Below are 22,308 nucleotides of genomic sequence, written 5' to 3'. Positions count from 1 at the left end.
GATAATCTGGTCCACGGACGGTCTCCTGTGTTTGAGCCTCTCACGGCCTCATTCTGGCACAGCGATGCCGTAAGGGGGCCGTCCACCCCAACACTGTCCGAGGATGCGGAGGCCTACGAGGTCGATGTCGTCAACAATGGCGGGATCGTTAGAACGCTCTCAAGCCCGCAGCCTTCCATCCTCTATGCCAATGCCCAGGAACTTGCGGATTTCGGCAGCCTTCAATCCACACTGTCCGTTCGCGTCGCGCAGTTGAGCGCCGCTGCGGGACGCGGCTTCGAACGGCATGTCGTCATTGGCGTAGGTTAATCGACCGGTTGTCATTCCCGAATGGGCGCGCAGCGGAGGGAAGGGGATCCATAGCGCTGCGTGTGTAAGCTGGATTCCCCTGCCCTCCGATGGCTGTGCCATCTCCGGCCGGGAATGACACCCGCACCGTCATGGCCTGTCCCGGCCATCCCGATGCGGTGAGGCTCTGCCGTTCCATTGATCGGGATCACCGGCACAAGGCCGGTGATGACGTGCGAGGGGTGCTGTCATCGCGCGTAAGCCGCGACCTTTCTTCATTTCTTTTTCAGAGCCAACATTTCATGACATCGACGCCTCATCTCGCCCTGCCGCTCATCGCTGCCGCGCAGGCGCAAAAGCATGTCACCCACAACGAGGCGCTCGCCGCCCTCGATGCGCTCGTGCAGCTGTCTGTGAAAGAACGCAATCGCAATGCGCCACCAGCCGCGCCCGAGGAGGGTGACCGCTTCCTGATCGGGGCGAATGCCACCGGGGCTTTCGCCGGCCACGAGGGGCAGATTGCCCTGTTCGACCTCGGCCTCTGGCGCTTCTTCGCGCCGCGCCCCGGATGGCGCGCTTATGTGGAGAACGAGGACCTGGTTGTGGTCTTCAACGGAAGCGAATGGAAGACCTTCGGGGCCATTCCCGACGAGATCCACAACCTGGAGCGGCTTGGGCTGGGCACGAATGCGGATGCCCTGAACAGGTTGTCCGCGAAGCTCAACGCAGCGCTCTTTGCGGCGCTCACAGTCGAGGAGGGCGGGAGCGGCGACCTGCGCTTCGTGCTCAACAAGGGCGCTGAAGCGAACGTTCTCTCGCAGCTCTACCAGCGCGGATTCAGCGGGCGCGCGGAAACGGGCCTCATCGGCAATGACGATTTTTCAATCCGCGTCTCCCCCGACGGAAGCCTGTGGCACGATGCGCTCGTGATCGACCGGCGGACCGGCATCGCGTCGTTCCCCTCAGGCCTCACCAATGTGCCGGGCACAAACCTGCTGATCAATGCCGCCTTCAGCGTGAACCAGCGCCGGTTCGCCGGTGGGGCGCTGGGCGAGGGCGTCTTCGGCTTCGACCGCTGGAGGGGAGGACCAGGCGGCTGCACCGTCACGCGCGCAGCTGACGGCACGATCACGCTTCTGGGCGCCATCGAGCAGGTGATCGATGACGCACAGGCGGCGGCCGAGTTCGGCGCAGCCAATCTTGCAGGGGCAACGCTGACCCTCTCGGTGGAGAACCCTTCCACGCCGCTGCCGGTTTCCATCGGCTCGAAAGCAGCCACGATCCCGGCAGGCTCCGGCCGTTAGGCGGCGAGCGTCACCCTCGACGGCGGGGAGGCCGGCAACATCACGCTGCGTCTGTCCCCAAATGCGGCCTGCTCCTTCCGCACTATCAAGCTGGAAGTCGGCGCTCAGGCAACGCCCTGGCGTGCGCCGCCCCTCGACATCGAGGAGCAGCGCTGCCGCCGCTTCTTCCAGCGCCTCGCCACGACCGGCGGAGCACCGGGAATTCTCGGATATGTCGCGCAGCGCGTCAGCCTGAACATCATCGATGCGGTGTGCGCCTTCCCGGTGCCCATGCGGGCCGATCCCACGCTTCTCACCAGCGGGTTTGCGTGGGTGAATGCACCGCCCGTGGGCAATCAGGTCGGCTTTTTCAGCAACAGCAGCGCGGTCTGGTCGGCTCTCACGGGCGCCTTGACGGTGACGAGCGCAGCGCCCCCGAGCGCCTCGTGTCTCGTGCTGCGGTTCCGTGCCGGTTCCACGTTCTCGGCTGCGGCCGGTGGCGTCGGCAATCTTCATCTCGGGTCGGATGCGTTCATCGCGCTCGAGGCCGAACTGTGAGTTCGTCTGTGAGCGCATCGCGCTTTCACCATGCGGTCGAACTGGTTCTGCAGCACGAGGGAGGCTTCGTGCATCATGCCAAGGACCCAGGCGGAGCGACCAAGTTCGGGATCACGCGGAAAACCCTGTCCCGGGTGCGGGAGCGTCCCGTCACCATTGAAGACGTGCGGGCGCTAACCCGCGCGGAAGCCGTCGCCGTCTATCGGGCACTCTACTGGGATGCGGTGCGCGGCGACGAGCTGCCGCCGGGGCTGGATCTCGCCGTCTTCGACCTTGCCGTGAATTCAGGGCCCGTCCGGGCTGTGCGCATGCTGCAGGCCGTTCTCGGGATCGCGGCTGATGGGATCGTCGGGCCGGTAACCCTGAAGGCCGCCTGGCAGGCCGACCCTACGGATACAATCCGCCGTCTCACCCGCGCGCGCCTCGGCTTTCTCGGCCGCCTCGCCACGTGGCCCGTCTTCGGGCGCGGTTGGCGCAGGCGGGTTCTCGCCGTCGAGCAGGGGGCTCTGCGGCTTGCTTCTTCACCCACCCCTCACTCCAGGAGCGTTTGACATGTTCGATACCAAGACCATTCTGGCCAGCCGCACTGTCTGGTCCAACCTGATCGGGCTTGCGGCCCTCGTCCTCGGGCTGTTCGGCTTCGACGGGTCGGCGCTCGCCACCGGCGCCGTCGAGGAGGCGCTGCTCCAGATCATCGCTGCTGGCAGCTTCATCGCCTCGACCCTGTTCCGGATCGTCGCCACGAAGCAGATCCTGAACGGCAAGGAATTTTAAGGGGATAGGGGCGGTTTATCCTTCCGCCATGGACCCTAGTTACATTCAGAATTCGTTCAGTGCGGCAAAGGCATGGTCACTTCATGCGTCTGGTTTGTCTGGTCATAGCGTTGTGGGGGGCGATGGGGGCGGCCTATGCGCAAAGCGCGTCGGCAGCCATCGGGAACTGCCTTCCACCCCGTGAGATGCAGGAAGCCGTGGCCTCGAAAGGCGTCGTCACCCCGGCCTCCGCCGTGATGACGGCTCGCCGCCAGGTGCCGGGCGCCGACGTGGTTCGGGCGAGCCTCTGCCGCAACAGCGATGCTCTTGTCTATGTGATCATGGCCTTGCAAAAGGACGGTCGCATCGTGCAAGTGATGATCGACGGCTCCTCCGGGCGCGTAAGATCGGTGAAATAGGGAAGTCAGAACCGTGCGCCTACTCGTGGTCGAGGACGACAAAACCCTCAATAAGCAGATCGTGACTGCCCTTGAACAGGCAGGCTACGCGGTGGACACCGCCATGGACGGCGAGGAGGGGCAGTTCCTCGGGGACACCGAGCCCTACGACGCCATCATCCTCGACCTCGGCCTGCCGAAGGTGGACGGCGTTTCCGTGCTCACCGCCTGGCGCCGCGAGGGCCGCAAGACTCCGGTCATCATCCTGACCGCCCGCGACCGCTGGAGCGACAAGGTGCAGGGCTTCGATGCTGGCGCCGACGATTACGTAACGAAACCCTTCCACATGGAGGAGCTGCTCGCCCGCGTGCGCGCCCTGCTGCGCCGCTCGGCCGGCCATGCCACGAGCGAGATTTCCTGCGGGCCGGTGAAGCTCGACACCCGCTCCGGCCGCGTGGCCGTGGACGGCAACCCGGTGAAGCTGACCTCGCACGAGTACCGGCTTCTGTCCTATCTCATGCACCATATGGGCCGCATCGTTTCGCGGGGCGAGCTGACCGAGCACCTCTACGACCAAGACTTCGACCGGGATTCCAACACGATTGAGGTCTTCATCGGCAGGCTTCGCAAGAAGCTCGGCGTCGACATCATCCAGACCGTCCGGGGACTGGGCTATCTCCTTGACGCGAGCCAGGCCCAGACGACCCAGGCCCAGACCAAGACGTGACCGGCCTGTCACCGCTCGTGAAACGTTTCGCCAGCCGGCCCATCGCGGTCCGTCTGGCAGTTTCCTCGGTGTTCTGGAGCTTCGTGATCCTGCTGATCGCGGGGCTCATCCTGTCGACCCTCTACCGGGACAACACGGAGCGGGCCTTCGACCAGCGGCTTCTGGTCTATGCCAACACGCTGGCCTCCAACCTCGTCGGGCCGGGCGATCCCGACCGAGATCTCGGCCCCATCGGCGATCCCCGGTTCGAGCTGCCCCTGTCGGGCTGGTACTGGCAGGTGGCGCGGCCCAATGCGGCGGCGGCCGAGATCCGTTCCTCGAAATCGCTCTTCGGCGCGCAACTGCCAACCCTGGCCACCGGCGACGACCGCTTCGGGCAGATCCGCCGTGGCTACGGGCGGGCACCGGACGACCGATCCCTACGCGTCATCGAACGCGACATCGATCTGGGTGAGGACGGACGTTACATCATCCGCGTGGCCGGGCCCGCCGATGAGATCGAAGGAGCCGTGCGCGACTTCATCTTCGCGCTCACCGTCACCTTCGCGCTGCTTGGGCTGGCGCTTGGCTTCACCACGCTGCTGCAGATCCGCTTCGGCCTCAGGCCCCTGTCGAATCTCCGCAGTGCGCTCGGCGCCATCCGGCAGGGGGAGGCGGAGCGCATCGCGGGCGAGTATCCGCGCGACATCTCTCCGCTCGCCAGCGAGCTGAACCTGCTGCTCGATACCAACCGCGAGATCCTGGAGCGGGCCCGCACGCAGGTGGGCAACCTCGCGCACGCGCTCAAGACGCCGCTCAGCATCATCACGAACGAGGCCGAGAACGCCCCCGAGGAGGTGGCTGCCAGAATCCGCGAGCAGGCCGCTCTCATGCGCGATCAGGTCAACTATTATCTCGACCGCGCCCGTGCGGCGGCGCTTGCCGGTACGCTCGGGACGCTGACGGAAACCGAGCCGGTGATCGCCGGGTTGGCGCGCACCTTCGCGAAGATCTACCGCGACAAGGACTTGGAGGTGGAACTCGCGATCCCGCCGGACCTGCGCTTCCGCGGCGAGAAGCAGGATCTCGAGGAGATGGCCGGCAACCTCATCGATAACGCGGCTAAATGGGCCGCGCGCAAGGTCGTGGTGGCCACTGAGATCGTCCGCGATGACGACCGGCCGCGCTTTCGCCTGCTCATCGACGATGACGGGCCGGGACTGCCCGAGGCCGCCCGGACAGAGATGCTCAAGCGCGGCCGAAGGCTCGACGAGACCAAGCCCGGCTCGGGCCTCGGCCTCTCCATCGTCAGCGACCTGGCGGCCCTCTACCGGGGCTCGCTCCAGCTCGATGCCTCCCCCATGGGGGGCTTGCGCGCGATCCTGGAACTCCCGGGGGACAGGAGCTCCTCTTAAGGAGAATTACGCGTGACACCGTGCCACCGTCGTGCTTGAGGAGGACACGGAGTAAATAGGACTTTATGGTGATCTGGATCGTTCTTCTGGCAATGACGGCGGCGGCCGTGATGGCGGTGTTATGGCCGCTGTCGCGCCATTATGCCGTCGGACGCCAGGCCAATCCGGACACGCAGTTCTATCGCGAGCAGATCGCCGAGATCGAGCGGGATCTGGCCCGCGGCGTGCTCCTGCCGAGCGAGGCGGAAGCCGCCAAGGCCGAAGCCGGCCGCCGGTTGCTGCGCGCCACGGGCATGCAGGCCGACGAAGCCTTCGCGGCTGTGGGCGAACCGGCCCTGCGCCGCCGTCGCGCCGCATCGACCCTTGCCCTGTCGATCATCCCACTCCTCGCGCTCGCGACCTACGAGATCTACGGCTCGCCCCAATTGCTGAGCGAGCCGCCCGGCGCACGCATGCAGCCACAGCAGGCGGGCAGCAGCAATCTGCTCGGCGCCGTGGCCGAGATCGAAGCGCACCTCGCCAAGAACCCGCAGGACGGGCGCGGCTGGGAGGTGATCGCTCCGGTCTATCTGCGCATGGGCCGCATTGAGGATGCGGTGAAGGCCTATGAATCCGCCATCCGCCATCAGGCGCCCGATGCCGCCCGCTTCGCCAATTACGGCGAGGTCCTGGTGCTCGCCAAGGACGGATTGATCTCGGCGGAGGCGCAAGCTGCCTTCGAGCAGGCGATCAAGCTCGACCCGAGCGCGCCCAAGGCCCAGTTCTATCTCGCCCGCGCGGCCGTGCAGGACGGGCAGACCGACAAGGCCAAGACCATCCTTCAGCAGCTTCTGGCTTCCTCGCCGGCCGATGCGCCGTGGACGGATTCGGTGAGGCAGGAGCTGGCGGCGCTCGGCGCACCCGAGTCCGCGTCAGTCGCAGAGCCGCAGATCGGCCCGGAGGCCATCGCCGGCATGGTGGCGGGGCTTGCGAGCCGCCTCGAAGCCCAGGGCGGCACAGCCGAGGAATGGGCGCGGCTTATGCGCTCCTATGCCGTGCTGGGGCAGCGCGACAAGGCCAGTGATGCGGCCAAACGCGCGCGCGAGGCCTTGGCGCAGGATGCCCAAGGCTTGAAGACCATCGACACGATGGCCCAGGAACTGAAACTCACCGACGCTCAGCCATGACGAGAAAACAACGCCGCCTGACCCTCATCGGAGTTGCCGGATGCGTCCTTGCGGTCGCGCTCGGGCTCGTGCTCTATGCCATGAACGACACGATCGTGTTCTTCAACTCGCCGGCCGACATCCAGGCGAAGGGCGTGCAGCCCGGAACGCGCATCCGGCTCGGCGGCCTCGTCAAGGAAGGCTCAGTGCAGCGCGGCGCCGACCAGCAGATCACCTTCGAGGTCATGGATGCCGAGGCCGCGGTCAAGGTGAACTACAAGGGCCTGCTGCCGGACCTGTTCCGCGAAGGGCAGGGGATTGTGGCCGAGGGCATTCTGGAGAGCCCTGGCGTTTTCCGCGCCGACTCGGTTCTCGCCAAGCACGACGAGAATTACATGCCACGCGAGGTGGCCGATACGCTTAAAAAGCAGGGCCATTGGCAGGGCGAGGCCAATGCCGCGCCCAAAACGCAATAGCAAGGGAGAGCCGTCGTGTTGGTCGAGGCCGGACATTTCGCACTCGCGCTTGCCCTAGGCCTGTCGCTGATCCAGTTCCTCGTGCCGCTCTGGGGCGCGCGCGCCAACGATCCCGTGCTGATGGCCGTGGCGCCGACGAGCGCGCTGGCGGTCTTCGCCTGCATCGCCTTCTCGTTCCTGGCCCTGACCTTCGCCTATCTGAACTCCGACTTCTCGGTTCTCAACGTGGTGCAGAACTCGCACTCGGCGAAGCCGCTGATCTACAAGATCTCCGGCGTGTGGGGAAACCACGAGGGCTCCATGCTGCTCTGGGTGCTGATCCTCGCCTTGTTCGGCGCGGTGGTCGCGGTCTCCCGCAACAGCATCCCCATGCGGCTGCAGGCAAACACGCTTGGGGTGCAGGCCGCCGTCACCATCGCGTTCCTGCTCTTCATCCTCACCACGTCCAATCCCTTCACACGCGTGGTTCCGGCAGCGCTCGAGGGACAGGATCTCAACCCGCTGCTGCAGGATCCCGGGCTGGCGATCCATCCGCCGCTCCTCTACATCGGCTATGTGGGCTTCTCGATCTCGTTCGCCTTCGCCTGTGCGGCGCTCATCGACGGGCGCATCGATGCGGTCTGGGCCAGGATCGTGCGGCCCTGGACGCTCGGCGCCTGGGCGTTCCTGACGCTGGGCATCGCCATGGGCTCCTACTGGGCCTATTACGAACTCGGCTGGGGCGGTTGGTGGTTCTGGGATCCGGTGGAGAACGCCTCGCTCATGCCGTGGCTCGCCGGCACGGCGCTCGTGCATTCCACCGTCGTGATGGAAAAGCGCGATGCGCTCAAAGTGTGGACGATCCTGCTCGCCATCCTGACCTTTTCGCTGTCTCTGCTCGGCACATTCCTTGTGCGCTCAGGCGTGCTCACCTCCGTCCATTCTTTCGCGGTGGACCCCGAGCGCGGCACCTTCATCCTTGGCATTCTCATCCTGTTTGTCGGCGGCTCGCTCGCGCTCTTCGCCTGGCGCGCACCGATGCTCAAGCAGGGCGGCCTGTTCGCGCCGGTCTCCCGCGAGGGTGCGTTGGTCGTCAACAACCTGTTCCTCGCCACCGCGTGCGCCACCGTGTTCATCGGCACGCTCTACCCGCTGGCGCTTGAGGTGCTGACGGCTGAGAAGATCTCGGTCGGCGCGCCATTCTTCAACTTCACCTTCCTGCCGCTGATCGTGCCGCTTCTACTGCTGCTGCCTCTCGGGCAGACGCTGGCCTGGAAGCGCGGCAACTTCCTCGGCACGGCTCAGCGCCTCTATGCGGTGTTCGGCATCTCGCTCCTGGCGACGGTGGTGATGTTCGCCTTCACCTATGGCGGCCCCGTTTTGGCGCCTCTCGGCATCGGGCTTGGGCTCTACCTGGTGCTCGGCTCGCTCAACGAGATCGTGACCCGCGCCTGGTCGAAGGGCACGCCTTTGGCGGCGGCCTGGCGTAAAGCCCGAGGCCTGCCACGCTCGGCCTGGGGCACGGCCATTGCCCATGCGGGCGTGGGCCTTACCGTCATCGGCATCGCAGCCACCGCCTGGGGCATCGAGGCCATCGGCAGTCTTAAAGTTGGCGAGCGCTTGAAGGGCGGCGACTACGAGGTGCGGCTCGAGCGGGTGATCCCGCGCGTCGAGGCCAATTACCGCGAGGAAGCGGCTGTCCTGACTGTGTTTGGTTCCGGCCGAGAGCTTGGGACGATTGAAACCATGAAACGGCTCTACGTAACCCGCGGCATGCCGACCACGGAGGCCGGGATCCTGACCATCGGCCTCGGTCAGGTCTATGCCAGCATCGGCGATGCGCAGCCCGACGGATCCATCGGAGTCAGGCTCTACCACAAGCCGCTCGTTCTGCTAATCTGGATCGGTTCGCTCGTGATGGCGATCGGCGGCGGCATATCGCTCACCGACAGGCGCCTGCGCATCGGCGCCCCGGTTCCCGCCAAGGCGATACCGCCTCATGCGGTTCCCGCGGAGTAGGCCATGCGCTTCGTCCTCGCCATCGTCGCGGCCCTACTCTTCAGCGCCTCCGCCTTTGCCGTGCAGCCGGGCGAGGTGCTGAAGGACCCAGGCTTGGAAAAGCGCGCCCGCGAGATCTCGGCGGGCCTGCGCTGCCTCGTCTGTCAGAACCAGTCCATCGACGATTCAGACGCCCAGCTCGCCAAGGACCTGCGCCTCCTCGTGCGCGAACGCCTCGTGGCCGGCGACACGAACGATCAGGTCGAGAACTTCCTCGTCCAGCGCTACGGCGAGTTCGTGCTGCTCAAACCCACTTTCGGAATGCATACATTGCTGCTCTGGCTCACGCCGGCCCTTGTTATGGTGCTGGGCGGAGTCGGTGCCTATGCTGCCATGAGAACGCGCCCGCAGCCTAAAGCCGCAACCCTCGACGATGAGGAGCGCAAGGCGCTGGAGAACCTGCTCAAGCGCGATCAAAGCGCTTGAGCCACAAGCTTACAGATTTCATGAAAGCTGCACCCGGAAGTGCAGTCTTCTTGCCTAGCCATAAGAGCAAAATCTCCGTCCGCTAGGATCTTGTTCTCCGGTTGGAAACGACGCCGCTTTTTCCAGTGAACATGCCAATTTGTCGCTGTGCCAAACCGCCAAGCTGGTGATATCGGGCCATCAATCTCCTGATATTTCCTGCGAAAGGGACGGTCGTGAAAGCTGCGGCCTTTGGATTGGGTTTTGTCCTCCTCGTTCTTCCTTTTGCTGCACGATCAGATGAAAATCTCGTCGCCAAGCGTGAGGCCTGTCGTCAGGAGGCGAGGCTTGCGATTGCCCCGAAGGGAAAGATCGGCGTCGACAGTTTCCAGCGGATTGTGAAGCGGCGTGGTGCGCATGTGACCGAATGCATGACCCGTGCTTTTGTTGCTCGTAAGGATACGCCGCTGCCACCAAGGAGGGCGATCAACGATGCACCGGACAGGCATCTGGCGCCCGCCACAGGCTCGATCCGGAGCAAGGCCGAGACTGCCCAAAGTGCCGGTCGGCGAAAAATGAAAATGAACTCGACCGGAAGTCTGAATGTGAAGAAATCCGGCCGCAAGCACCTCAGGCGGTTGTCCCGCACGAGCCGGTGAAAGACGGCGCTGTCCGCCGGTCGCGAAACCTTACCAACATTTCATCTACAGGTGAGGGTGCCGTAAGGCGCCAACCCCCATCTTGCTCCCATGACGAACCGACAAGGGTTCTTCGAGGAGAGACAAGAGATGTCGGACAAGGTTTCCACTCCCGCCCGCAAGCGCACCGTAAAATGGCTCGGCGCGGCGGCCGTGGCTGCGTTGATCGCAGGCGGCGCCGTCGAGAGCGGTCTGGTTGCCCCCAATGCCGCCCATGCCGAGCTGCGCTCCATGGCCCAGCCGGTGCAGAATGTTCCGTCCTTTGCCGACGTGATCGAGCGGGTGAAGCCCGCTGTCGTGTCCGTGAAGGTCAAGGTGCAGAACGTGGCCGATCGCGACGACGATGAGAACGGCCAGCAGTTCTCGATGCCGGACCTGCCCCCCGGCCACCCGATGGAGCGCTTCTTCCGCCAGTTCCGTGATGGCGAACGCGGTGATCGTGGCGATCGCGGCCAGCGCCGCGAGCAGCCCCGCCGGTTTGGCCAGTCCATGGGTTCCGGCTTCTTCGTTTCCGCTGACGGCTTCATCGTGACCAACAACCACGTGGTCGACAAGGGCTCCGAGGTCGAGATCACCATGGACGACGGCAAGACCCTGGACGCCAAGGTGGTCGGCACCGACTCGAAGACGGACCTGGCCCTGCTGAAGGTCGAGGGCAGCGACTTCCCCTACGTTCGCCTCGCCGGCCAGAAGGCCCGCATCGGCGACTGGGTGGTGGCCATCGGCAACCCGTTCGGCCTCGGCGGCACGGTGACGGCCGGCATCGTGTCGGCCCAGCACCGCGACATCGGCGCCGGACCCTATGACGACTTCATCCAGATCGACGCTTCGGTGAACCGGGGCAACTCGGGCGGCCCGACCTTCAACCTCGCAGGCGAGGTGGTGGGCGTGAACACGGCGATCTTCTCGCCGTCGGGTGGCAATGTGGGTATTGCGTTTGCCATCCCGGCGAGCACGGTCGAGACCGTTGTTGCGTCCCTGAAGGAGAGCGGCTCCGTGACCCGCGGCTTCATCGGCGTGCAGATGCAGCCGGTGACCAAGGAGATCGCCGAGGCGATCGGCCTGAAGGAGCCCAAGGGCGCCCTTGTGGCCGAAGCCGTGAAGGACGGTCCTGCGGCCAAGGCCGGCATCAAGACGGGCGACACGATCATCGCCGTCGACGGCCAGCCGATCAACGAGGCCAAGGATCTGTCCCGCAAGGTGGCCAATGTCGCTCCGGGCAAGACCCTGTCGCTCACCCTCTGGCGTGAGGGCAAGGAGCGGACCGTGACCCTCGAGGTCGCGAGCCAGCCGAAGGGCGTCTAAGCATCGGACCCAAAAGTGGACACCACTTTTGGGATCCATCCGATGCTCTGGAGTTGCCGCATTTCCTTACGGCGAACCGGTTTCCACTTCGCCGGGAAATGCGTGCCCCCTCGGATAACAGCACAGGCACCAGGCTTTCCTGTTGATTGCCCCCGACACCTGGTGTCTTCTGCCCGCGACGGACCGGTCTTTCCCCTCCAGGACCGGTCCGTCGACGGGCTTTTTTCTTGTGTAGCGTGCAGGCCGATGCGGATTCTGATCATCGAGGACGACAGGGAGGCCGCCTCCTACCTCGTCAAGGCGTTTCGGGAAGCAGGACACGTGGCGGACCACGCCGCGGATGGCCTCGACGGCTATGCCATGGCGGAAGCCGGCGACTACGACGTGCTCGTAGTCGACCGTATGCTGCCCAAGCTCGACGGCCTCTCCCTGATCCGGTCGCTCCGCGAGCAAAAGGTGGAGACACCCGTGCTCATCCTCTCGGCGTTGGGCCAAGTGGACGACCGGGTGAAGGGGCTGCGCGCGGGCGGCGACGATTACCTGCCGAAGCCTTACGCCTTCTCCGAGCTTCTCGCACGCGTCGAGGTTCTCTCGCGCCGCCGTGCCTCCGCACCCAATGCCGAGCCGACTGTCTACCGCATCGCCGATCTGGAACTCGACCGCCTGTCCCATCGCGTGACCCGGTCGGGGCAGGAGATCGTGCTGCAGCCGCGCGAGTTCCGGCTGCTCGAATACCTGATGAAGAACGCCAATCAGGTGGTCACCCGCACCATGCTGCTGGAGCATGTGTGGGATTATCACTTCGATCCCCAAACCAACGTGATTGACGTTCACGTGTCGCGCCTGCGCGCCAAGATCGACAAGGGTTTCGACAAGCCTCTCATCCACACCATCCGAGGCGCGGGCTATACGGTGCGCGTCGGTGCCGAGGGGGACGACGAGTGAGAACGCCGTCATGAGCGCCTTTATGAGCGCAATCGGCAAGCTCGTCCGCACGACCGCCTTCAAGCTGTCTCTCGCCTACCTCCTCATCTTCACCGTCTTCGCTTTCGTGGGCCTTGGCTATGTGGCCTGGAACGCCCAGCGGCTGCTCACGGAGCAGTTCGTCTCCACAATCGAGAGCGAGATCGACAGCTTGTCCAGCCTGTACAGGTTCGGAGGGCTGCGCCGCCTCGTGACCAGCGTCGAGCGCCGCTCGCGGGCGCCTGGCGCCTTGATCTATCTCGTCACGACCGAGACGGGCGAACGCATCGCCGGCAATGTGGGCGCTCTGCCTCCCGATGTTCTTGGCCGGACAGGTCAGTTCGAAACGCTCTACAACCGCACCGACGAGACGGAGACGCGGCCCGATGTAGCGATCGTGCGCGTGTATCTTCTGCCTGGTGGGTTCAGGCTTCTCGTCGGGCGCGACATCGAGGAACGCCGGCGCCTGCGCGACATCATCCAACGTGCCTTCGGCTATTCGCTCCTGTTCATCGGCGTGCTCGGCTGCCTCGGCGGATGGTTCATCACGCGACGGGTGCTCAAACGCGTCGACGACATGACGGACATCACCCGCCACATCATGGCGGGCGATCTCGGCGGACGGCTGAAGGTGGCGGGAACCGGCGACGAGCTCGACCGGCTCGCGCAGAACCTCAATGCCATGCTCGACCGCATCGGCGAGCTGATGCGCGGAATGCAGGAGGTTTCCGACAACATCGCCCACGACCTCAAGACGCCGCTGACGCGCCTGCGCAACAAGGCCGACGAGGCCCTGCGCACGGCCAAGACGCCCGACGAGCTGAAGACAGCGTTGGAGGCGACCATCGACGAGAGCGACAACCTCATCCGCATCTTCAACGCGCTGTTGATGATCGCGCGCCTCGAGGCAGGCAGCGCCCGCGAGGGACTGGCCGATTTCGACGCCGCCGAGGCTGTGCGCGGCGTGGCCGAACTCTACGATGCGCTGGCCGAGGAAGCCGGAGTGGATCTTGAGGTCTCGGTCGAGGACAACCTGCCGGTTCACGGCAGCCGCGAGCTCCTCGGGCAGGCCATGTCGAACCTCCTCGACAACGCCCTCAAATATGGTGCCTCGTCGGACACTCCCAACAAAACGATCAGCGTGTCGGCCCATCGCCGCGATGGCGAGGTGCTGATCGCGGTGGCGGACCGGGGGCTAGGCATTCCGGAATCCGAGCGGGGCAGGGTGCTTGAGCGCTTCGTCCGTCTGGAAACGGCCCGCTCCCGTCCCGGCTTCGGCTTGGGCCTGAGCCTCGTTGCGGCGGTGGCGCGCCTCCATGGCGGCGTGTTGCGCCTGGAGGATAACGAGCCGGGCCTGCGGGTCGTCCTGGCCCTGCCGCTCAAGGCCGTGGAACTGCCCCAGACATCCCTTCAGACCGCCGCTTAAGCCTGAAGGATGAGAGCCCCTCGGCAGTTTTCAGTTGCCTCCAAACCTCGGGCATGAACACTCGGCTCGTCGCAGAAAGCCGAAGAGACCCGCTGTGCCGGATGTTCAGAACTCCCTCCTCAGCCGCCTGACCAAGGCGCCGCTCGTGGCCGACCAGAAGCGTGCGAAGGCGCAGCTGAAGGATTTTATCGACCGCGTGCGCGATGAGCCCGAGGCGGCCCATCTGCTTGAGCATCTCGGCGAGGGTCTTTTCCGCGATCTCCTTCTGGGGCTGGCCGACCATTCTCCCTTCCTCTGGCAGCTGATCGTCAACGATCCGGCCCGCGTCGCGAGGCTGGCCTTCTCCTCTCCGGAGGAGGCGCATCGGGCAATCATCGAGAGCCAATCCGGCCTGTTCCGTGAGCTGCGCACGGGTGCCGTCACCCGCGATGATGCCGTGCAGGCCTTTCGGCAGAACCGCAATGCCCACGCGCTCCTCGTCGCCTTGGCCGATATCGGCGGGCTCTGGGGCACAGAAGAGGTCACGCAGGCGCTCTCCGATTTTGCCGATGCGTCTGTTGCCGGTGGCGTCAATCTCGTGCTGATGGAGATGGCGGATCTGGGCCGCGTCACTCTCGTGAACCCGGATCGTCCGGGCGAGGGCTCCGGCTTCACCGTGCTGGCGTTGGGCAAGCATGGGGCAGGGGAGCTCAACTACTCGAGCGACATCGACCTCGTGATCTTCTTCGATCCGGACACGACCATCCTGCGGGATCCTTCCGAGGCCGCGACAATCTACACGCGCATTGCACAGCAACTCGCCAAGCTGCTGCAGGAGCGTACGGCCGACGGCTATGTGCACCGCGTCGATTATCGCCTGCGGCCCGATCCGGGCTCGACGCCCACCGCCGTGTCCCTGTCATCGGCCTATGTCTATTACGAGACGGTGGGGCAGAACTGGGAGCGCGCGGCCTTCATCAAGGCAAGGCCCATCGCCGGGGATCTGACGCTCGGCGAGAACTTCCTGAAGGAGCTGCGCCCCTTCATCTGGCGCAAGTATTTCGACTTCGCGTCCATTGCCGACGTGCATGCCATGAAGCGCCAGATCCACGCGGTGCGCGGGCACGATCAGATCGCAGTGACCGGCCACGACATCAAGCTCGGACGCGGCGGCATCCGCGAGGTCGAGTTCTTCGTGCAGACGCAACAGCTCGTTTTCGGTGGGCGCCGTCCCGGTCTACGAGGGCGCCGCACCCTCGATATGCTCAAAGCCCTTCATGACGAAGGCTGGATCACCGACAAGGCTCGCGACGAACTCTCGGATGCCTACCGCTTCCTGCGCACCATCGAGCACCGGCTGCAGATGGTGGCTGACGAGCAGACACAGCGCCTGCCCTCGGATGAGGAGCAGCTCAAGCGCTTCGCCAGGTTCTGTGGCTACCCTAACCTCAAGGCTTTCTCGAAGGCGCTGACCGATCAGGCGAAGATCGTGCAGGGCCACTACGCGCTGCTCTTCGAGGAGGGGCCTGAACTCGCCTCCGACGTCGGCAGCCTCGTGTTCACCGGTTCGGACAACGACCCCGATACCCTGGCCACCTTGCAGCGCCTCGGCTTTCATGAGCCCGAGCGCGTGGCGGAGACCGTGCGGGGCTGGCATTTCGGTCGCCGTCCCGCGATCCAGAGCGCTCGCGCCCGCGAGGTGCTGACCGAACTTACGCCGGCGCTGCTCGCGGCGCTCGGCGGCACCGCCGATCCCGATGGTGCATTGGCTGCCCTTGACCGCGCTTTCGGCCGCATGCCGGCTGCCGTCGAACTCCTCACCATCCTGCAATCCCACGACCGTCTGCGGCTCCTCTTCGCCGATCTCCTCGGCACGGCACCGCGCTTGGCCGACACCGTCGCGCAATCGCCCCACGTTCTCGATGCGCTGATTGATCCCGCCTTCGGCACGCCCACCACCCATGACGAGACCATCGAAGAACAGGTGCGCCAGCTCATCGGTCCGCCGCGCGACTTCGAGGATTTCCTCGATCGCATTCGCGATGCGGCGCGTCAGATGCGCTTCGTTACCGGCGCACGGCTTCTCTCTGGCGTTCTCTCACCCGCACAGGCCGGCGAGGCCTACGCCGCCATCGCACGCGCTGTCATCCGTGCGTCCTTCGACGAAGTGCGCCGCGCCTTCGAGGCCGATCACGGCACCGTTCCGGGTTCGCGCATCGCGATCCTGGGCCTCGGTCGCTTGGGAAGCCGCGAGCTCACGGCCGGCTCCGATCTCGACCTCGTGGTGATCTACGATTTCGACGAGGAGCGCCGCGAGAGCACCGGCCCGCGCAGCCTCGACGCGGTGGTCTACTACACGCGCCTGACGCAGCGCCTCGTCTCCGCGATCACCGTGCCGACACGCCGTGGCCTGCTGTATGAGGTGGACCTGCGCCTGCGCCCGCAGGGCGGAAAAGGCCCCGTCGCCTCGCAGTTCAAAGGCTTCGTGAACTATCAGAAGAGTGAAGCCGACCTCTGGGAGCACATGGCGCTCACCCGCGCCCGCGTGCTCGCAGGTGACGAAGGGTTCTGCGCGGAGGTTACTGAGGCTGTGCGGGACATTCTCACCGTAAAACGCGACCCGAAGAAGGTGTTCAAGGAAGTGCGCGCCATGCGCGAACTCATCGCTCAGGAAAAGGGCGACGACGATCCCTGGGACATGAAGCTCTCCCGCGGCGGCCTCACCGATCTCGACTTCATGGCGCAAGGCTTGGTGCTGGCTTATGCGAGCAAGCATCCAACGCTCGCGGGCTTGCCGACGGAAGCCACTTTCGCCGAGGCTCAAGCGAAAGCCTTATTGCCAAACGTTGACGCAAGGACACTCATCGAAGCGCACAAACTTTTCAACGAGATCTTCCAGTGGCAGCGCCTGACGATTGAAGGCAAATTCGATGCCGATCGGGTGCCGCTGATCATCCTGAAGCGTCTCTCCACCGTGGCAGGATTACCAAGCGCAAAGGTGTTGCTGGAACATTTGGGAGAGATGCGAGAGCATGTCGCGAGGGTTTGGGGAGTGATTGCGCACGAGAAGCATTGAGCTTCATCTGAGCTCAGCAAAGGCTGGCGATCTCAGCCTCCAGCTTTGCTCTTATGACTCTGAGCCTAGCACTTATAATACGAACAACAAAGCCGGTGTCGTGAGACACCGGCCTTATCTACTCAGTCTGGTAAGGAGAGTCGCCTTATGCCGCCGCATCCGCCAGCGCGATGTCCGCATGAGTAGCTTCGGTGAGCGGCAGGTGGACCAGCACGATGGTGCCGAGGCCTTCCTGGCTCTTGATGCGTAGGCTGCCGCCGTGGAGCTCGGTGAGGGAGCGGGCGATGGCGAGGCCGAGGCCTGAGCCCTTGTAGCTCTTCGAGAACTCGGTCTCGACCTGCTCGAAAGGCTGGCCGAGCTTGTGCAGGGCGTGCGCCGGAATGCCGATGCCGTTGTCCTCAACATAGATGTTGACCGCGTTGCCGGCCTGGCGCGTGCGCACCGTGATGCAGCCGCCCTCGCTGGTGAACTTGGTGGCGTTCTGGAGCAGGTTGACGAGGATCTGGTGCAGGGCGCGCTCGTCGGCGGGCACCACGATGTCCTCGGGGTTCACGTCGACGGTGACGGAGAGGTTCTTCGCCTTGGTCTGCTCGCCCACCAGCTTGAGGGCGCGCTGGACCGCGGCATGGACCTCCATCGGCTGCTTGGTCAGGCTGGTGCGGCCCGCCTCGATGCGCGACATGTCGAGGATGTCGTTGATCACCGACAGGAGATATTGGCCGCTGGAGCGGATGTCGGTGCAGTATTCCTCGTACTTGTCGGAGCCGAGCGAGCCGAAGATGCCGCTCTGCATCACTTCCGCGAAACCGATGATGGCGTTGAGCGGCGTGCGCAGCTCATGGCTCATGTTGGCCAGGAATTCCGACTTGGCGCGGTTGGCGCTCTCGGCCTGGGCCTTTTGGTCGAGGTAGCGTTCGGCGAGATCGGCGAGCTGGTGCGTCTGCGCCTCGAGCTTTTGGCGCGACTGCTTGAGATCGAGAACCGTCGCGATGAGTTCCTTTTCGGATTCCACGAGGCGGTGCTCATGGCGCTTGAGCGCAGTGATGTCCGTGCCCACCGACACGTAGCCGCCGTCCTTGGTGCGACGCTCGTTGATCTGCAGCCAGCGTCCGTCCTGAAGACGGGCCTCGAAGGTGCGCGCGCCCACATCCTGCTGCTCGCGGCGCAGGAACTGGTGCTGCACTTCCGGCGGCCGGCCCAGCGCCATCACTTCTGCATAGGCCTTGCCCTGCAGCTGCGCATCGGCCGGCAGCTCGTGCAGCTTCTGGAATTTCGAGTTGCACAGCACGAGGTTGTTGTTGGCGTCCCACAGCACGAAGGCCTCGGAGATCGCCTCGATGGCATCGTGCAGGCGGGCATCGGCTTTGGCGGTCTTCTCTTCCAGGCCGCGCTGCTCGGTCACGTCCACGGCGATGCCCACGAGATGGCTTGCCGCGTCGTCCGGATCGTTCATCAGCTCGGCGCGGGCGCGCAGCCACACCCAGTCGCCGGTGATGCTGCGGATGCGGAACTCGTAATCGAGAAGCGAGGTGCTGGCGGAAGCGAGCTGCTCGGCCAGGGTGAAGAGATCCTGATCCTCGGGATGGATCATGGCGTTCACTTCGCCGAAGGACAGGAACTCGTCTTGGCGCTCGTAGCCGAGGAGTTCGTACATGGAATCGGACCAGTAGATGCGTCCGCGGCCGATGTCCCAATCCCAGAGGCCGCAGCGTCCGCGGTTGAGCGCGGAGTCGATCCGGTCGCGCACCTTCTCACAGACTTCGTCGGCGGCGCGCGCGCGGTTCGCCTGCATCACATAAGCCACGCCGATGCCGAGCAGCACCAGGATCGTGGCGCCAAGCAGCGAGACGTGACCGATGGTGCGCGTCCACCAGCCTGACAGAATATGAGGCATGGGCTGCACGAGTGCGATCTGCCCCGACGAGGCGGCAAGCGAGCGAACGGTCGCCATGCCCTCAACGCCGCTGGGGAGCCGGACCGTCATGACGCCGGCGCGATCGGCGAACAGCATCAGCGGCTGCGCTTCGCCCAGGATATCGGTGAGCTTGCCGGGAGCATTCTTCATCGGCGGATAAACGGCCAGGATGGTGCCTGCCTGATCGACCAGCATCAAAGTGCGGTTCTGCGTCAGGGCGCTCGGCGGCATGTCCTTGGCGAGATGCTCCAGCTGCGCTGCAGCCTGCGCGCCGTTGCTGGGAGCAGGAGCCGCGCCGAGCTTTGCCGCCGAGAGGGAAGCGATGATGTCGATGTCGCTGATGGCGTCGAAGAGCGTGTCCTTGCGGCCGTCACGGATCTGCACCCAGGCGCTGCCTGCAAGCGTGATCAGAAACAGGATCAGGACCGCCGGCACCGCCAAGCGGAGCAGGGGCTCGTATCGTTCAAGCCGTCGATAGGTGGGGTTCGCGTCTGATCGCGTTACCCCTAGAATCGTACCCGCACGCGCGGGTACGCATGCGGTCACCGCCCCCGCCATGCGATGCTTCCTCCGGAACCATTTGCGTCCTGTTTCGGAGGACGTGCCGCATCTCTCCGAATCACTAACAATAGAATCTTGGGCAGGTGATTTGTCTAGTTAGTAGAACCCGAAGGTTAATAAAAAATTTCCTATGTTGCTTTCCCCTGGGGAAATCTGGGACAAGCCTGTAACCTCTTCATCCATATAGGTTATTTCGACTGACTCTCCTCAAGGGAACGACTCACGATATCCCCTACATCGCGGGAAAGATTGGGCTTTTGCGCGATGGAGCGCAGGGCCTCTTCCGCATGATTTCTCCGGCCGTTTTCCATCATCCGCCAGGTGCCGAACGCCGTGAGAAGACGCGCAGCCAGTTGCGGATTCAATTCGTCCGCGCGCAGGACGATCGAAGCGAGGAGCCGATATCCCGCGCCGTCCGCCCGGTTGAACTGAACTTGGTTCAGCATGGCGAAGCTTCCGATCAGCGAACGCACCCGATTAGGATTGCCGAGAGAGAAGGCGGGATGCTGCATCAGGCCCTTCACCCGCTCAAGCGTTCCATCTTCCGGGATCGCAGCCTGCAGGGTGAACCATTTGTCGATTACGAGCGGCTCGTTGCGATAGCGCTCACCGAAGCGGGCGATGGCATCCTCGCGCGCTGTGCCCGGAATGGTCGTGAGCACGCTGAGCGAGGCGAGGCGGTCCGTCATGTTGGTGGCAGATTCGAGCTGCGCAGAGGCCAGTGATTCACCAGCCTTGGGATCGGCTGCGGCCAGAAGATCGAGGCAGGCATTGCGTAAGGCGCGACGTCCGGCGCTGGCCGCATCCGGGCTGTATGGGCCTGAAGCGGTGAAGGCCTCGTAAATGCGCTGCAGGTGCCCCGCACAGGCCAATCCAAGGCGCTGGCGCAGTTCGGAGCGGGCGCGATGGATCGCATCCGGATCCACCTCCTGGCCGATCTCCTGCGCGATATCAGCCTCGCTCGGAAGGGTCATGACGAGGGCCGCAAAGGCGGGATCGTTCTCGGCATCCTTGTCGATGAAGGAGGAGAGGGCGGTCGAGCATGCGTCGATCTCCTCATCCGCGACCGGCCTGTCGGTCGAGAGGGAGGCCAGCAGCCGCATGGCGACGGTCTGGGCTGCCTGCCACCGATTGAACGCGTCCGTGTCGTGCTTCAGGAGAACGAGCAGTTCCTCGTTGGGCAGATCGAGCGAGACCTTCACCGGGGCCGAGAAGCCTCGGAAGAGAGACGGAACCGGCAGGGACGTCACACCCGTGAAGGTAATGCTGTCGGTGGCCTTGTCGAGCAGGAACACGCCCCGCTCATCCACCCGGTCGCAGGCGGCAGCCATGGCCGATCCATCATGAGAGACGAGACCGAGCGTGACCGGAATGGCCATTGGCTCCTTCTTCACCTGTCCGGGTGTCGGGGGTGTGACTTGCGTGAAATCCAGCCGGTAGGTCTGCGCGGCCTCGTCGTAATGGCTCTTTACTTTGACCCGGGGCGTTCCGGATTGTTCGTACCAGCGGGCGAAGTGGGACAGGTCGCGCCCTGTGACCTCCGCGAACGCGTTCAGGAAATCCTCGACCGTCGCGGCCGTGCCGTCGCAGCGCTCAAAATAGAGATCCATGCCGCGCCGGAAATCCTCCTCGCCGATGATCGTCTTGAGCATGCGGACGATCTCAGCGCCTTTCTCATAGACGGTGGCGGTATAGAAGTTGTTGATCTCGCGGTACTGGTTCGGGCGCACCGGATGGGAAAGCGGGCTAGAATCCTCTAGGAACTGCCGGGCGCGCAGGGTCTTCACCTCGGCGATGCGATGCACGGGGCGCGAGCGCTCGTCGGAGGAGAATTCCTGATCACGGAAGACCGTCAGGCCCTCCTTCAGGCAGAGCTGGAACCAGTCTCGGCAGGTGACGCGATTGCCGGTCCAGTTGTGGAAGTACTCGTGCGCGATGATGGCCTCGATATTGGCGTAGTCCATGTCCGTGGCGGTCTCAGGGCTCGCCAGCACGTATTTGTCGTTGAAGATGTTGAGGCCCTTGTTCTCCATGGCCCCCATGTTGAAATCGGACACGGCGACAATGTTGAACACGTCGAGGTCGTATTCAAGCCCGAAGACCCGCTCGTCCCAGCGCATGGAGCGCTCGAGGGCGTCCAGGGCGTAATCGGCGCGATCCTCCTTGCCGGGCTCCACATAGACCGCAAGCTCAACCTCACGTCCATTCATGGTCGTGAAATTTTTGGCAACGCGGCCCAAGCGGCCGCCAACCAGCGCGAACAGGTAGGACGGCTTGGGATGCGGATCGTGCCAGACGGCATAGTGGCGGCCGGAATCGTCCATCGATCCGCTCTCGACGAGATTGCCGTTGCCGAGGAGGACGGGAGCCTCCTCGCGGTCGGCCTCGATGCGGGTGGTGTAGACGGAGAGAACGTCGGGCCGGTCGAAGAAATAGGTGGTGCGCCGGAAGCCTTCCGCCTCGCATTGCGTGCAGTAATTGCCGCCCGAGCGGTAGAGGCCCATGAGCTTGGTGTTGGCCGTCGGGTTGATCTCGGTCTCGATCGTCAGGGTGAAGGCTTGGCGCGGCGCCTGCGCGATGGTGAGCGAATGCGGCGAGGCCTCGAACTCTTCTGCCGACAAGGGGCGCCCGTCCAGGGTCACGGATTTCAGGTTCAGCTCGTCGCCGTCGAGAACGAGGGGTGCATCCGAGCGCCCGGCCGGGTTGGGTCTCATGATGAGCGTCGCGGTCACCCTCGTCCTCGTCGGGTGCAGCTTCACATCAAGCTCAACCTTGTCGATCAGGAAGTCGCTGGGCCGGTAATCCTCAAGGCGAACGACGGGAGCTGTCTCGGTGCGCATCTGGTACTCGTCTGAAACGAAGTTGCGTTGGTTCTAGGGCCTTGGGGAGGGACCGCCAGTCTGCTTGGCGCAGCAACGCTT

The 22,308-nt window shown here is 64.5% G+C and carries 19 protein-coding genes; 17 read left to right on the top strand and 2 right to left on the bottom strand.

The window, feature by feature from the left end:
* The 17 genes from JKL45_RS07605 to JKL45_RS07525 form a co-directional block, all read left to right on the top strand.
* A partial coding sequence (locus JKL45_RS07605) for a hypothetical protein (protein WP_210345705.1) occupies positions 1 to 309 on the top strand: 309 nt, incomplete at its 5' end.
* A 281-nt stretch (positions 310 to 590) separates the two neighbouring features.
* Positions 591 to 1,592: a DUF2793 domain-containing protein gene (locus JKL45_RS07600; protein WP_201860507.1), complete on the top strand. Its 1,002-nt coding sequence runs from the start codon at positions 591 to 593 to the stop codon at positions 1,590 to 1,592.
* A 270-nt stretch (positions 1,593 to 1,862) separates the two neighbouring features.
* Positions 1,863 to 2,129 carry a hypothetical protein gene (locus JKL45_RS07595; protein ID WP_201860506.1) on the top strand — a complete coding sequence of 89 codons (267 nt, stop codon included), beginning with the start codon at positions 1,863 to 1,865 and terminating at the stop codon, positions 2,127 to 2,129.
* Positions 2,130 to 2,137: 8 nt separating this feature from the next.
* Positions 2,138 to 2,680, top strand: coding sequence for a glycoside hydrolase family 108 protein (locus JKL45_RS07590; RefSeq protein WP_201860505.1), 543 nt, complete (start codon positions 2,138 to 2,140; stop codon positions 2,678 to 2,680).
* A 1-nt stretch (position 2,681) separates the two neighbouring features.
* A complete protein-coding gene (locus JKL45_RS07585) occupies positions 2,682 to 2,903 on the top strand; it encodes a hypothetical protein (RefSeq protein ID WP_201860504.1) in 222 nt (73 codons plus the stop codon).
* 83 nt (positions 2,904 to 2,986) lie between these two features.
* Positions 2,987 to 3,301: a PepSY domain-containing protein gene (locus tag JKL45_RS07580; protein WP_201860503.1), complete on the top strand. Its 315-nt coding sequence runs from the start codon at positions 2,987 to 2,989 to the stop codon at positions 3,299 to 3,301.
* A 13-nt stretch (positions 3,302 to 3,314) separates the two neighbouring features.
* Entirely contained in the window at positions 3,315 to 4,007 is a 693-nt protein-coding gene (locus JKL45_RS07575) for a response regulator transcription factor (RefSeq protein WP_201860502.1), read from the top strand.
* Positions 4,004 to 5,401 carry a sensor histidine kinase gene (locus JKL45_RS07570; RefSeq protein ID WP_312896922.1) on the top strand — a complete coding sequence of 466 codons (1,398 nt, stop codon included), beginning with the start codon at positions 4,004 to 4,006 and terminating at the stop codon, positions 5,399 to 5,401. The genes JKL45_RS07575 and JKL45_RS07570 overlap by 4 nt, the downstream gene beginning before the upstream one ends.
* Positions 5,402 to 5,466: 65 nt before the next feature.
* The gene (ccmI, locus tag JKL45_RS07565) at positions 5,467 to 6,567 is read left to right on the top strand and encodes a c-type cytochrome biogenesis protein CcmI (RefSeq protein ID WP_201860501.1); all 1,101 of its coding nucleotides are present in this window, start codon (positions 5,467 to 5,469) and stop codon (positions 6,565 to 6,567) included.
* Positions 6,564 to 7,022 (top strand): cytochrome c maturation protein CcmE, encoded by a 459-nt coding sequence (ccmE, locus tag JKL45_RS07560; protein WP_201860500.1) that lies wholly within the window; start codon positions 6,564 to 6,566, stop codon positions 7,020 to 7,022. The genes ccmI and ccmE overlap by 4 nt, the downstream gene beginning before the upstream one ends.
* Positions 7,023 to 7,037: 15 nt before the next feature.
* The gene (locus JKL45_RS07555) at positions 7,038 to 9,020 is read left to right on the top strand and encodes a heme lyase CcmF/NrfE family subunit (protein WP_201860499.1); all 1,983 of its coding nucleotides are present in this window, start codon (positions 7,038 to 7,040) and stop codon (positions 9,018 to 9,020) included.
* Positions 9,021 to 9,023: 3 nt separating this feature from the next.
* Positions 9,024 to 9,485, top strand: coding sequence for a cytochrome c-type biogenesis protein (locus JKL45_RS07550; RefSeq protein WP_201860498.1), 462 nt, complete (start codon positions 9,024 to 9,026; stop codon positions 9,483 to 9,485).
* Between the two features lie 215 nt (positions 9,486 to 9,700).
* Positions 9,701 to 10,123, top strand: coding sequence for a hypothetical protein (locus JKL45_RS07545; protein WP_201860497.1), 423 nt, complete (start codon positions 9,701 to 9,703; stop codon positions 10,121 to 10,123).
* 129 nt (positions 10,124 to 10,252) lie between these two features.
* A complete protein-coding gene (locus tag JKL45_RS07540; protein ID WP_201860496.1) occupies positions 10,253 to 11,467 on the top strand; it encodes a trypsin-like peptidase domain-containing protein in 1,215 nt (404 codons plus the stop codon).
* 246 nt (positions 11,468 to 11,713) lie between these two features.
* Positions 11,714 to 12,412 (top strand): winged helix-turn-helix domain-containing protein, encoded by a 699-nt coding sequence (locus JKL45_RS07535; protein WP_201860495.1) that lies wholly within the window; start codon positions 11,714 to 11,716, stop codon positions 12,410 to 12,412.
* A 22-nt stretch (positions 12,413 to 12,434) separates the two neighbouring features.
* Positions 12,435 to 13,856, top strand: coding sequence for a sensor histidine kinase (locus JKL45_RS07530; RefSeq protein ID WP_246498362.1), 1,422 nt, complete (start codon positions 12,435 to 12,437; stop codon positions 13,854 to 13,856).
* A 94-nt stretch (positions 13,857 to 13,950) separates the two neighbouring features.
* Positions 13,951 to 16,911: a bifunctional [glutamine synthetase] adenylyltransferase/[glutamine synthetase]-adenylyl-L-tyrosine phosphorylase gene (locus JKL45_RS07525; RefSeq protein ID WP_201860493.1), complete on the top strand. Its 2,961-nt coding sequence runs from the start codon at positions 13,951 to 13,953 to the stop codon at positions 16,909 to 16,911.
* A 145-nt stretch (positions 16,912 to 17,056) separates the two neighbouring features.
* Here the strand turns inward: JKL45_RS07525 and JKL45_RS07520 are convergent, their stop codons facing one another.
* Positions 17,057 to 19,261, bottom strand: a complete 2,205-nt coding sequence (locus JKL45_RS07520; protein WP_312896923.1) for an ATP-binding protein — start codon at positions 19,259 to 19,261, stop codon at positions 17,057 to 17,059.
* Positions 19,262 to 19,575: 314 nt separating this feature from the next.
* Complete coding sequence (pepN, locus tag JKL45_RS07515; protein WP_201860491.1) at positions 19,576 to 22,227, bottom strand: aminopeptidase N; 2,652 nt, start codon at positions 22,225 to 22,227, stop codon at positions 19,576 to 19,578.
* Between the last annotated feature and the right edge of the window lie 81 nt (positions 22,228 to 22,308).

This window comes from Microvirga soli, assembly GCF_016734765.1.
GTDB lineage: Bacteria > Pseudomonadota > Alphaproteobacteria > Rhizobiales > Beijerinckiaceae > Microvirga > Microvirga soli.
The sequence above is the reverse complement of the archived record's forward strand: the minus strand, read 5'-3'. Positions and strand labels throughout refer to the sequence as shown.

Coding starts and splice junctions, on each gene's coding strand:
- pepN (WP_201860491.1), bottom strand. CDS start 22,227: ATGCGCACCGAGACAGCTCCCGTCGTTCGCCTTGAGGATTACCGGCCC.
- JKL45_RS07550 (WP_201860498.1), top strand. CDS start 9,024: ATGCGCTTCGTCCTCGCCATCGTCGCGGCCCTACTCTTCAGCGCCTCC.
- JKL45_RS07580 (WP_201860503.1), top strand. CDS start 2,987: ATGCGTCTGGTTTGTCTGGTCATAGCGTTGTGGGGGGCGATGGGGGCG.
- JKL45_RS07585 (WP_201860504.1), top strand. CDS start 2,682: ATGTTCGATACCAAGACCATTCTGGCCAGCCGCACTGTCTGGTCCAAC.
- JKL45_RS07530 (WP_246498362.1), top strand. CDS start 12,435: ATGAGCGCAATCGGCAAGCTCGTCCGCACGACCGCCTTCAAGCTGTCT.
- JKL45_RS07535 (WP_201860495.1), top strand. CDS start 11,714: ATGCGGATTCTGATCATCGAGGACGACAGGGAGGCCGCCTCCTACCTC.
- ccmI (WP_201860501.1), top strand. CDS start 5,467: ATGGTGATCTGGATCGTTCTTCTGGCAATGACGGCGGCGGCCGTGATG.
- ccmE (WP_201860500.1), top strand. CDS start 6,564: ATGACGAGAAAACAACGCCGCCTGACCCTCATCGGAGTTGCCGGATGC.
- JKL45_RS07595 (WP_201860506.1), top strand. CDS start 1,863: ATGCGGGCCGATCCCACGCTTCTCACCAGCGGGTTTGCGTGGGTGAAT.
- JKL45_RS07540 (WP_201860496.1), top strand. CDS start 10,253: ATGTCGGACAAGGTTTCCACTCCCGCCCGCAAGCGCACCGTAAAATGG.
- JKL45_RS07600 (WP_201860507.1), top strand. CDS start 591: ATGACATCGACGCCTCATCTCGCCCTGCCGCTCATCGCTGCCGCGCAG.